The 11,963-nt window shown below is 41.7% G+C and carries 10 protein-coding genes; 7 read left to right on the top strand and 3 right to left on the bottom strand.

Annotated features, from left to right (window positions below):
• Positions 1 to 146: 146 nt before the first annotated feature.
• Positions 147 to 626, top strand: a complete 480-nt coding sequence (locus ACFE93_RS09800; protein ID WP_375473137.1) for a low molecular weight protein-tyrosine-phosphatase — start codon at positions 147 to 149, stop codon at positions 624 to 626.
• Positions 627 to 671: 45 nt separating this feature from the next.
• Here the strand turns inward: ACFE93_RS09800 and ACFE93_RS09795 are convergent, their stop codons facing one another.
• The gene (locus ACFE93_RS09795; protein WP_375473114.1) at positions 672 to 1,355 is read right to left on the bottom strand and encodes a response regulator transcription factor; all 684 of its coding nucleotides are present in this window, start codon (positions 1,353 to 1,355) and stop codon (positions 672 to 674) included.
• A gap of 655 nt (positions 1,356 to 2,010) precedes the next feature.
• Between ACFE93_RS09795 and smpB the strand changes: the two genes are divergently transcribed.
• Both smpB and ACFE93_RS09785 read left to right on the top strand, forming a co-directional pair.
• On the top strand, positions 2,011 to 2,478 hold the full coding sequence (gene smpB, locus ACFE93_RS09790; RefSeq protein ID WP_094349892.1) for an SsrA-binding protein SmpB: 468 nt from the start codon (positions 2,011 to 2,013) through the stop codon (positions 2,476 to 2,478).
• A gap of 180 nt (positions 2,479 to 2,658) precedes the next feature.
• Entirely contained in the window at positions 2,659 to 2,937 is a 279-nt protein-coding gene (locus tag ACFE93_RS09785; protein WP_375473113.1) for a WGxxGxxG family protein, read from the top strand.
• 62 nt (positions 2,938 to 2,999) lie between these two features.
• Here the strand turns inward: ACFE93_RS09785 and ACFE93_RS09780 are convergent, their stop codons facing one another.
• Both ACFE93_RS09780 and ACFE93_RS09775 read right to left on the bottom strand, forming a co-directional pair.
• Complete coding sequence (locus ACFE93_RS09780) at positions 3,000 to 4,418, bottom strand: IctB family putative bicarbonate transporter (protein WP_375473112.1); 1,419 nt, start codon at positions 4,416 to 4,418, stop codon at positions 3,000 to 3,002.
• Positions 4,419 to 4,757: 339 nt separating this feature from the next.
• Positions 4,758 to 6,311, bottom strand: coding sequence for a GAF domain-containing protein (locus tag ACFE93_RS09775; RefSeq protein WP_375473111.1), 1,554 nt, complete (start codon positions 6,309 to 6,311; stop codon positions 4,758 to 4,760).
• Positions 6,312 to 7,060: 749 nt separating this feature from the next.
• Between ACFE93_RS09775 and ACFE93_RS09770 the strand changes: the two genes are divergently transcribed.
• The 4 genes from ACFE93_RS09770 to ACFE93_RS09755 all read left to right on the top strand — a co-directional run bounded on the left by ACFE93_RS09770 (position 7,061) and on the right by ACFE93_RS09755 (position 11,798).
• The gene (locus ACFE93_RS09770) at positions 7,061 to 8,245 is read left to right on the top strand and encodes a DegT/DnrJ/EryC1/StrS family aminotransferase (RefSeq protein ID WP_375473136.1); all 1,185 of its coding nucleotides are present in this window, start codon (positions 7,061 to 7,063) and stop codon (positions 8,243 to 8,245) included.
• A gap of 145 nt (positions 8,246 to 8,390) precedes the next feature.
• Positions 8,391 to 9,284 (top strand): cyanoexosortase B, encoded by an 894-nt coding sequence (gene crtB, locus ACFE93_RS09765; RefSeq protein WP_375473110.1) that lies wholly within the window; start codon positions 8,391 to 8,393, stop codon positions 9,282 to 9,284.
• 197 nt (positions 9,285 to 9,481) lie between these two features.
• The gene (locus ACFE93_RS09760) at positions 9,482 to 10,204 is read left to right on the top strand and encodes a cyanoexosortase B system-associated protein (protein WP_375473109.1); all 723 of its coding nucleotides are present in this window, start codon (positions 9,482 to 9,484) and stop codon (positions 10,202 to 10,204) included.
• Between the two features lie 232 nt (positions 10,205 to 10,436).
• A complete protein-coding gene (locus tag ACFE93_RS09755; protein WP_375473108.1) occupies positions 10,437 to 11,798 on the top strand; it encodes a polysaccharide biosynthesis/export family protein in 1,362 nt (453 codons plus the stop codon).
• Positions 11,799 to 11,963 lie beyond the last annotated feature (165 nt).

Genomic DNA, 11,963 nt, shown 5'->3' with positions numbered 1-11,963 from the left:
TTGTTATATAGCCACTTAAAACACATATCTGCCCCCGCCCCTACCGGGGCCGCCCAGACTTCTGCTCAGGGTAGACGCTGCGCGTAGCTTGCTTCTTTGAAGAGGTACGCAGACAAATGACTATTGACAAAGGACAAAGAAAATCTATGCCTTACAAGTTGCTGTTTGTCTGCTTAGGTAACATCTGCCGATCGCCATCGGCAGAAAACATCATGAATCATTTAATTGAGCAGGCGGGCTTGAGCGAACACATCCTCTGTGACTCTGCTGGTACATCTAGTTATCACATTGGTAGCCCACCTGACAGACGCATGAGTGCTGCGGCTGCTAGCAAGTTGGGAATTAAACTGCGTGGTCGAGCACGCCAGTTTCAAAAGTCAGACTTTCAAGACTTTGATTTGATTTTGGCTATGGATCGAGAAAATTATGAGAACATCCTCAGTCTTGATCGCACTGAGCAATATCAACATAAGGTGCGTTTGATGTGCGAGTTTTGCTCTCGACATACTCTAAAGGAAGTTCCAGATCCCTATTACGGTGGTCAAGAGGGATTTAATCAGGTTATTGATTTACTGATCGATGCTTGTGAAGCTCTGCTCACAAAAGTTCAAAGTGAAGAGTTATGAGTTAGAAGTTTTAATTCCTTACTTCTCACTTTGAACTCCTAACTTTTATTCCACTAAACCATGCTTCATCGCAAAACGGACTAATTCCGCGCGGTTGCTGGTTAAGGTTTTTCTCAATAAACTGCTAACGTACTTTTCCACGGTTCGGGGGCTTAGGTGTAGCTGATGACCCATTTCGGCATTAGAAAGACCATGAGTCAATAACTCTAAGACTTCTTGTTCTCTATTAGTTAGGGCTGAGTGCAGAGGAGATTTCTGAATTTGAGTGGACAAAGAATTATGGGTATCCCCTGCTTTTGTCAAGCCGGAACTATCCAAACTCTCTTTATGAGAAAAACGATACTCTGATTGGATAATTTGCGATCGCTCTAAAAGATTGCGGATTGCTGCTGCTAACTCTTCCAGTTCAAAAGGCTTGGGTAAATATAAATCGCACCCTGACTGGTAGCCTAGAATTCTTTCTTGGGTCTTAATGCGTGCCGTTAATAAAATTACAGGCAATAAACGAAACACTGGTTGTTGACGCACCCGGCGCACCAGTTCATAGCCATTCATTCGTGGCATAACAATATCTGTGACAATCAAATTAGGATGATACTCATCCACCATAAACAAAGCCTCTTGACCGTCATTAGCCACGATCACTGAATAGCCAGACAGTTCAAGATAGTCGCTAACAGACAGACGAGTGCCCAAATCATCATCCACTACAAGGATCGTCAAGGGCATGGATAATACATCCCTAGCATTTTTTTACTCAGAAATTTGCTTCTATGTACTCCGTTAATAAACACACACAATAATAGTGTTCTTATGTTTCATACTATGACAAGATTACTAGCTAATGACTGCTCTAAGGATTGATTTATAAGGAAAATCTTAAATCATTAGGAAGGTTAACGAAGTGTAACCACCTTAGACTCTCTGTGCTTAGGAGGCATAGAAAGCTTTGTAATTTGTAACAACTCATCATCATTAGCGTCATACCAGTTCTTTGTCAGGACTTATGCCAAAAGAAAGTGAAAATATTGATTTTCTGTAGGGGCAATTCATGTAAACGCAAAGAAGCAAGTTATGCAGAGTCTTTCCTAAAGAAGCGGCTTCCCACAGGGTATTGCCTTTACTTGATGTGTAAGTCCTATTTGTGAAACTGCACAAAATTAGGCTTGGTCAGACAAGTTGCTCAAGCAACTTGTTCTATGAAACCTCACAGGTAATCGGTATCAGTTAACTTAAAGTTGCCAGAAAACCTTAATTTTGAACTTAAAAAAGCTAAATTAGTGATATACAGTTCACCATTTATAGCGGTTCTAAGATACACCCTATAATTTACAAGCCAATCAAAATAATTTTTTAGGTACATTTAAAGCACACAAAATTATCAATGAGCGACAAGAACGAAGGTTACAAAGTTATTTGCGACAACCGTCAAGCCCGTTATTTGTATGAAATTCTAGAAACTTACGAAGCTGGAATTGAGTTGACAGGAACAGAGGTGAAGTCGATTCGTGCGGGTAAAGTCAATCTCCAAGATGGCTATGCTTTGCTTCGCAATGGCGAAGCATGGTTGATCAATGTGCATATCTCGCCTTACAACGCTAGTGGACAATATTTTAATCACGAACCACGGCGTACACGCAAGCTACTATTGCATCGCCAAGAACTCCGTAAGCTAATTGGCAAAGTCGAACAGCAGGGTTTAACTTTAATCCCTTTGAAAATGTATCTTAAACGAGGCTGGCTAAAAGTGAGTATAGCCCTTGGGAAAGGTAAAAAGCTCCACGATAAACGAGAAGACCTGAAACGACGCCAAGACCAGCGTGACATTCAACGGGCTATGAAAAGCTATTGAGGATCGGTTTGCTAAACTACCACAGTCAGAGTGAGAAACTGATTGCTGTGAAAATTATGTTGTATGTCTACAGCGTGAGTTCTGAAAATGCCTAGTTTATAGCCCCAGATTGATTTTGTTAAGGTTGAGACTCGATACACTGGTGAGTAACTTCGGATGGCATCAGGAATTTTCAGATTTATGAAAAGTAATTTCATTACATTTGTTGGGGCTGGCGTTCTCAGCTTGAGTATGGGAATCTTACCCTTAACTCTATCTGCACAAGCTCAAACAACTAATGACTCCGGGGCCACTACTGCTCCAACAACCACCACTAATGAGCGCAACGATTTTAATTGGGGTTGGCTAGGATTGATTGGTTTATTCGGTCTAGCTGGGTTGGCTGGCAAAAAGCGCGATTCTCAACCGACTGCCTATCGCGACCCTAATGCCCCAAGTGGCACTACCTACAGAGATTAGATAATTTAAAATTTAAAAGTTGTCAGTTGTTCAGTAGGATAACAACTGACAACTTATTGGTGTTAGTTTATTGCTGATTCTGAGTTAGTTAGACTTGTCTGATTTTGAGCTAAAGGTGTCCAATAGCTAGCAATTAAGGCAACGATCAGCCACCAGAGGGTATTGACTTCAGGACGATACCAAACAGTATCTACGGTGCCGTGAGCTAGCATACCCAACAAAATAGCGATCGCTCCAATTAACCAAAATCCATCTACACTTCTGAGTTGTCGCAATCGTCGCACTTGCAAAAGTGCTGTATTAAATGTGACAATTATTAGCCAGAGAAAGCAGGCTAAACCAACAAAGCCAGTTTCTACAGTCACTTCAAACAATATCGAATAAGCGCTCAAAGCAGTGTAACGAGGGCGTTGGTAGAGGGGATAAACTTTATTAAAAGAGTTGTGACCAGGCCCAATGCCGAAAATAGGGCGATCGCGAATCATCTCAAAAACAGCATCCCACACATTTCGGCGAAAATTATTGCTGCTATCTTTACGGTCGGCAAAAATACTGAAGACTCGCAGTCGCACTGGCTCTACAAATATCACTGCTAGCACCAATACGCCAATCAAACCTCCCAAAACAATCGGTAGTGACCAAGTACGCCAAAAACGAGGCATTTCTACGCTTTTCCAATAAACTAGCAAAGTCATCACAGCTAAAACTGACACCACTAGTCCAATCCAACCGCCACGACTAAAAGTTAGAATTAGGCAAGTACTATTGACAATTAGCATCGTTAATGCTAGAGATTTCTTGAGCCAGCTTTGCCATGCAAAAATTGCTACTAAGCTAAAAATTACTGCTGGTAAGAGGTATCCAGCCAATAAGTTGGGATTGCCTAAATAACTGTAGACTCTTGTAGTCTTAGACATAGGAGATTCTGGATCAACCCAAGTTGCTAGTGCTGTGGCTCCAAAAAACCATTGCCGCAACCCATATACACTAACAATTAACGATACGTGCAGGTAAAGGATGATAATCCAAGAACGGAGGCGAGGCGACCTTAATACCCTGGCACAAAGGGTAAATAGTAGCAAATACAAGGTCAACGTTCCCAAGTCGTTAAGTGCCGCCCTTTTCACTGGTGATAATGCTGTTGCAACTGCGGCAACTCCCCAGTAGAGCAATACCAGCAGGTGAATCGGAGTGACTGATGAGACATTTGTTGGTGTTACTTCATCAGATAAAGTCAACAACAGCCAAAATCCGACACAAGCCACCAGCAAAAAACCCACCAACGCACTCGAAGCAAAAGGTGCTAAAGCATATATTAAGCTGAGTAAAGCCGCTGCGATCGCATCTCCCCACTGGAGAAAGACGCTAGTTTGCCGCCAAGAACTTAGTAGTCCCACCAGAGAGCGGTGTACATAACTGGTAGCAAGATATTCTTTGAGCGGTAAAGTTGATAGAGTAAATCGTTGCCAGACTAAATTCATAAAAAACATTGCGATCGATTAGCCTGCCGACGCAGAACTTGGAATCGATCATAATGCCTATAGCTATAAAAAGGTAATAACAGAGATTGCAGATTGCGTGATGGCGCTCTTATTCTTAGCCATCAGCCAATACGAAGTTAAGATAGTTCTTCATATACTTAGTACAGCTTTACGTAAAATGGTGGCGAATTGAGGGTTGAAATTTAAAGGCATAGGTAAGCGCAGAAGCACACAGAGAATTTGCTACGAATTAATGAAATATAGATAGAAAATACGTCTTTCCCAATCTCCATTACCCCTTATCCCCAGAGGGGGCCCCACCTTCCCCAATTCCCACGATTAGACATCGCTAATTGCTGGTGAGGAAGTCGCTAGTTGTAGTGGCAAAGAAAGCACATAACGATATCCTGATTCTGGTGAACCTTGAATCAAAATATGTCCGCCATGCAATTCTGCCAGTTGACAACTTAGTAATAAACCCAAGCTTTCACGAGAAAGACTTCCATGTGATTTAGCTAAATTTATACCTGAACTAGTAGCAAAGAAATTTGAGTGGGAATCACTCAGGTTTTTGGAATTCTCCACTGCTACTGATGAAGTATCTAGTTGCTCTTGTCTGTCTGTATAAGTATTATAAGTTGCTATCTCACCTGTAAGCTCCAGCAACGACAAAGAATTGAGACGGAAGTAAGGATCTACCTCTGTTATGCCGTCCCCTAACCAGGGATGGGAAACCCAAATAGTAATGTTGAGCGTATCTTCTTTGTAAGAAACATGAATGCGAACAATACTACCTGTAGCCGAAAGTTGAATCACACTGAAAACCAGATGATAGAGGATTTGCCGCACCTTGTCTTTATCTAAAGGGCAAATACGACTGCGTCCCGGTTCTATAGACAGGCGAACATCTTGCTCACGGCGATTAGCTACTTCTTCGAGGGTATTGATAGCTTGTTGGCATAGCATTTCAATATCTACGGGAGCTAGATTTAGCACAGTTGAGTTTTCATCCATAGCTCCAAGTTCGGTAATTTCGTTTACTAGGGAAAGTAAGTACCGACCACTATGTTGGATAATTTCCAAATATTCTCTCTGCTTAGTCGTCAAAGGCCCATAAATCTCACGTCCTAAAACACTAGCCATACCGAGTACAGATGTTAAGGGCGTGCGTAACTCCTGAGTTAGCTGACTCAAAAGTTCTAGCTTCAGTTGCTTAGTAGAAACAGAGTCGCTATCTTTGGTGGATGCAGTGATTTTAATCTCAGTGTTACGTTCCTCATTTAGTGAGAATATCGGAACGTTCTTGGGAGCGCTTGATTCAAGTTTCCCTTGCAGGAGTCGGTTACGTTCAAATTCACTCATGCTCCAACGAGCGATGATTTGTAAAAACTCAATGTCTCGGGGTGTAAAATTGCGTGGCACTAAATCCATTACCGCCAATGCACCCAAACAATGTCCCTCAGCATCAATTAATGGTGCTCCTAAGTAAGCACGAATACCATAATCTTGCACTAACTTGCTGCTAGCAAGGACTGGATCTGTAAGTTTATGCGTATCATTAATTACAACTACTTGAAAGCTATCTACTACCTGAGTGCAAAATGACTCCCGGCGTAGTAGTTGGCGGTTTTGTGCCAAATGATTCATTAATCCCAGCCTAGATAAGCCCACCGCCGACTTGAACCAGTGGCGTTCTTGATCCACAAATCCCAGTATGGAAATTGGTGCTTCCAAAAAGCGGGCGGCAGTCTGTGTGGCTTCTTCAAAAACCGGAATCGTTTCTGGTTGCCGCAAACCTAAATCCGACAAAGCTTTGAGGCGTTGCTGTTCTCTTGATTCATGAGAATCCCAACCATCCTTTAGGGCAAATAATTTGTTTTCAGGCTCTATCATTGCCACTGCTACCTTAATAATTTATCGATTCTGTAATTGATCCAAGTCCTATTTCTAGGTTATGAATTGCTATTTTTAAGCATTCCCTAATTTTGCCTTTGACAAACAAATTTAAGGCAAAAATTTTTTCTCCCTTCCATTAAGCCAAGATGTGCTGTCTGCTAGTTACTAGTTACTGCTGCTGAATCTTGTTTATTTAGCACTGGTGTAGTCTTTATTGCTTGAGATTTTGCAATCAGACTGCGTTAGATTTAGATTTAGCCAGGGTAAGCTAATGCTAAGGATACAATACAAAGGGGCTGTCATTCTTTATGTATATGAGGGAAAATTTGTACTGGAATATTCAAAGTAAATTTACTTAAAAAATTATATGTTGGCGTAATACAATATAGCTATTTTACTGATAACAGCTAGCACTTAGAGATGATAATCCTAGTGCAGGATGACATAAATAATCCAACCATATCGCTAAGGGTTAGCAAGCTACCAAATTAGTGAAAAGCTCAGTTTATAAGCTTTTTGAATTTTGAGAGAAGTTGGAGTGAGGGCTTCAGAGAAGTCTGATGGCAACTTTGAGCGTTCAAATTAAGAGGGCATAATTTTGAATTATCCATAACCGACTAAATAGTTGATCTAAGCCTTTATCCAATAGATTAAATCTATTACAATTTTATGCCAAAAATTGTACAAGGGTTTCTATCTTTTCCATGTGAGGAAACATTTTTTGAGGACGACTAGTAATGAATAAAATGACTATTAAAGTTCCTTTTGTAGACCTAAAGTTACAACACGAACCAATTCAAACGCAATTGCAAAATGCAATCCAATCTGTATTGGAACGGGGAGATTTTATTTTAGGGCAAGCACTTTCAGATTTTGAAGCAGAATTTGCGGCAGTATCTGGTACAGCTTATGGAGTTGGTGTGGCCTCAGGAACAGATGCGATCGCTCTGGGATTACAAGCGTGTAATATTGGTGCTGGCGATGAAGTGATTTTACCCGCAAATACTTTTGTCGCCACCTTAATTGGGGTACTACGTGCTGGCGCCAAGCCAATTTTGGTAGATTGCGATCGCCAAACTGCTTTAATTGACTTAGAAGCCGCAGCAAAAGCAATTACACCTCAAACCAAAGCAATTATCCCTGTGCATCTCTATGGTCAGATGGTATCACCACGCGAGCTAATAAACTTTGCCGATACCTACAAACTCCTAATTTTTGAAGATGCCGCCCAAGCACATCTCGCCCAAAGAGACGGATATTACGCTGGTTCAATAGGAATAGCAGCAGCTTTTAGTTTCTATCCCAGCAAAAATTTGGGAGCATTTGGGGATGGGGGAATGCTGCTGACACGAGATTCAGAGGTAGCCCAGAAAATGCTGCGCTTGCGAAATTATGGTGCATCGCAAAAGTATTTTCATACTGAACCGGGTACGAATAGCCGCTTGGATACTTTGCAAGCAGCAATTTTGCACAAAAAACTCCCATATTTGTCCCAGTGGAATCGCGATCGCCTGACTATTGCCCAGCAGTATGATCGTGAACTAGCATCCTTAACAACTGCTGGGATTATCCCTATAGAAAACCAAAGTGATACAGGACACGTCTATCATCTTTATGTGATTAAAGTAGATGATTCTTGCCCAATAGAACGCCAGCAACTCCAGGAAAAACTCACAGCTGCGGGAATTCAAACTGGTATTCACTACCCAATTCCTTGTCATCTCCAGCCAGCATTCACCAACTTAGGCTATCAAGCAGGAGATTTTCCTTCTTCAGAAAAGTTGTCAAAGCAAATATTATCATTACCGATGTATCCTGGTTTGAGTAGTAGCCAAGTTAAAGAAGTTGTAGCAGCGATCGCCAATGCAGTCTCAACGAGTTATCAGGCAGACAATTTATCTCCTGCTGACCTTGGCAGCGTGGTAGCCTGAAGTTAATTCATACTTAATGTGCATCTAACAATTAGACATTTGTCCTTTGTTCTTTGTCATTTATCTTTTGCAAATGACCAATGACTAATGACTAATGACCAATGACCAATGACTAATAACCAAAGTTTTTGAATTACTGAAAATCATGGCACTCCAGCAACAGGTTAAAAATATAAACGCATCAGGCTTGTTAAATATAGCTATTTTAGGCGTTTTGCTGCTGCTTTATGCTCCGATATTGCTACACTGGTTGGATGGTTGGCTGCACAAAAATATCAGTACAGAACACGAATATTTTAGCCACGGGATTATTGGTCTACCATTTGCGACTTATCTGGGCTGGATAAACCGGAAAAAGTGGAGACGTTTGCCAGATACCATCAATCCTTTGGGCGCTGTTTTATTATTATTAGGGGCAATTTTTTATCTTAGCGGTGTTACAGAGTGGGTTAACCTTTCCTTGCCCGTGATATTAGTCGGATTATGCTTGTGGTTTAAGGGAATAGCAGGTTTGCGATTACAAGGATTCCCCCTACTACTAGTATTTTTAGCCACCCCAACAGCATTACCCTATCTCATTGCTCCCTATACCATGCCTCTGCAAAGCTTCATCGCTGGCACAGCAGGCTTCATACTGAATCAATTTGGTATGGAAGTAACCGTAGATGAGATAAATCTTTACGTGGGAGGACGGATTGTAGAAGTTGCTCCCTATTGTGCAGGGCTGAAAATGTTGTTTACAACTCTCTATGTTGGCTTGATGCTGCTTTATTGGACAGATGCTTTGTCTTCACGGCGGACAACTATATCGTTTTTATCTCTTGCTGCGATCGTTAGTATTACTGCCAATATCATTCGTAATACTTTACTGACTTTCTTTCACGGCACGGGTCAAGAAGCGGCTTTTAAATGGCTACATGAGGGTTGGGGTGGCGATCTCTACTCTGCTTGTATGCTGGTGTCACTAGTGCCCTTACTGAATTGGATTAATAGTTATTTTTCAGCATCTCTAGAAACTGAGCAAGAAGCAGAAAGTTAGAGGCATTGGGCATTAGTTATTAATTCTTCTCCCTCACTCCCTCATCTCCCCTTGCTCCCCCTGCTCCCTCATCTCCTCTACTCCCCACTCGCAACTGCCTTAATCTTTCATCACTTATACGTAAGTCCTAAATATTACTGAACTCATAATGTGATTTTATAAAGTAAAATTTTGCCTAAGTATTGCAAATTTTACTGATGATTTCCTTCTCTAAATTTTTCAAGGAAAACCAATTGACTCAGGTAGCAGCACTTTTGTTATTGCTAGTGCTGCTTGCAATGGCAGGGGTTCCCGGATATCTGACAGGACACTGGCAATGGAAACAGCCGCCCCCTGTTCCTACCCTCCACGAATTAAAGCAGATCCGCAAGACTGGGTTAACCCTTCCTGGTTGGCAAACCATTGAACAAGCAGAACAGCAAATTGGCGAACATAATTGGTCTTTGCAGGTAATTAAAAAAGAAGGTTCCGAATCCCAAGCAATCCTGCTTTTGTTGCCGCAAAATGGCCCTATGGATCAACCAGAGGTAGAGTGGACAGACGTTAACGGCTGGGGAAGGTCACGCTGGGGAAAATGGGATGTAGCTCAATCTCGTTCTGCGGAATTTACTGTCAAACCATCTGCAAAGTTGGCTTCTAATGTTGAAACTAAAGTAGAAGCTAGGTTTTTTCGCGCCTCCACACCACAGCAAACCTTCGCTGTTTTGCAATGGTATGCGATGCCAGACGGCGGAAATCCATCACCTTTTCACTGGTTCTTGGCGGATCAACTGGCACAGTGGCGCAAGCAACGTATTCCTTGGGTTGGCGTGAGCATTCTGATTCCAATGGAACCTTTGGGGCAGGTAGAAACATCTTGGTCTTTAGCGCAGTCTATTGGAGAAACAGTACAAGCTGCATTAATGGCAGGCCCTTTGTAGAGTCTGTTATCGATGCACTTGTGCAAAGATTCATCAAAAGTATCTCTATAAATTGTGTTCAGGCTAAAACTCACCTAAAAGATGTTGACAATATGAAGTTAGAAATTAAATTTAGCAAAGTTATTCTCTTTCTCTTGGTAAATACTTGTAGATAAAAGAGACATCTAAGACATTTTTAGAGTAAAATAACCACTCGGCGCTACTAATTTCTATATAAATATTTTCTGCACCGATGCTCATAGATGCCAGTTATTATATGCGTGGATTCAGCGCCTTGTGTTTTGTCAGTCTTCAAGTAGGAGTTTTTTTAACAACACCTATCCAACTTGTTGTTGCCCAGCCTTTTCCATCTCAAGGACAATCACCAAAGCTATTCCCTTCGCCTTTGCCAGGTACTGAGGTTATACCTCCAGCTACGAATGAAGAAATTTCTCCACAACTCAGTCGCTACCTCTTGGGGCCAGGAGATGCAATTGGTGTTGTGCTTCAGCGTCCTCCCGGCCCATACCGCTTAGGCATAGGAGATGGAATTAGCGTTTCGGTTCAGCGCTTTCCAGATTTGAGCTTTCAAGCTTTAATCAACCCAGAAGGTAATATTGTAGTGCCATTACTGGGAACAGTTTTCTTACAAGGTTTAACTTTGGAAGAAGCTCAAGAAAAAATTCGCTTGGGTTTAAATCGTTATGTGGTTGATCCAGTAATAGTTTTAGCCTTAGCAACGCAGCGTCAAGACCTCAGTTTTCAAGCTGTAATTAGTCCAGAAGGTAACATCGTCGTGCCGCAAGTGGGAACGGTGTCATTAAGAGGTTTAACCTTGGAAGAAGCTCAAGAAAAAATTCGCTTGGGCTTGAGTCGCTTTTTCCCAGATCCAATCGTGGTAGTATCCTTAGCAGGAACGCGACCAGTTCAAGTTACCATTAGCGGGGAAATATTTCGACCAGGAATTTATCCAATTAATTCACCAACACCCCGCGTTGCTGATGCTTTGCTAATATCTGGTGGTTCAACGTTGAATGCAGACCTGCGACAGGTGCAAGTACGCCGGAAGTTAATCGATGGTTCTGTAATTTCACAAACTATTGATTTATATGCAGCACTGCAAAATGGTGGTTCAATCCCGAATTTACGCTTACAAGATGGAGATGCGATACTCGTGCCCCGTCGTGAAGTCGGTAATGAGGACGGTTATGACCGCAATTTAGTAGCACGTTCATCTTTGGCCACACCACAGATTAGAGTGCGAGTTTTAAACTATGCTGCGGGAGGTCTTTCCATTCAAGCACTGCCTAACGGCAGTACATTTGTTGATGCTTTGGGAGGAGTAAATCTAGACACTGCTAATTTGAGAGATATCGCTCTGGTTCGTTTTGATTCGGAACGAGGCAGAGCTGTTACCCAAAAACTTGATGCTAAAAAAGCTCTAGGCGGTGATGCGTCTCAAAATGTGGCACTTCAAGATAATGATGTTATTGTTGTTGGTCGGAATCTCATTGGTAAAATTACTAATTTCCTGACCACCATTACCCAACCTTTTTTCAATGTTCAATCCTTTCTCCGGTTTTTTGATAACGTCGGTGGTGGACGAAATTATTAACATAAAAAAAAAGGATGCAAGCTGAAAATAGTTTGGAGCTTAGGAAGCCACATCTCCAAACAATCTTTGAATTTATTAATGGAAAAATTTTAAAGATATCAACCGATATATACATTAGGAAGTTGATAGCGCCCTTGTATCAAAGCCACTATCTTTGTTTGGTGC

Origin of the sequence: uncultured Nostoc sp. (genome assembly GCF_964247315.1) — a bacterium.
GTDB lineage: Bacteria > Cyanobacteriota > Cyanobacteriia > Cyanobacteriales > Nostocaceae > Nostoc.
This window is presented reverse-complemented; position numbering and strand designations above follow the sequence as displayed.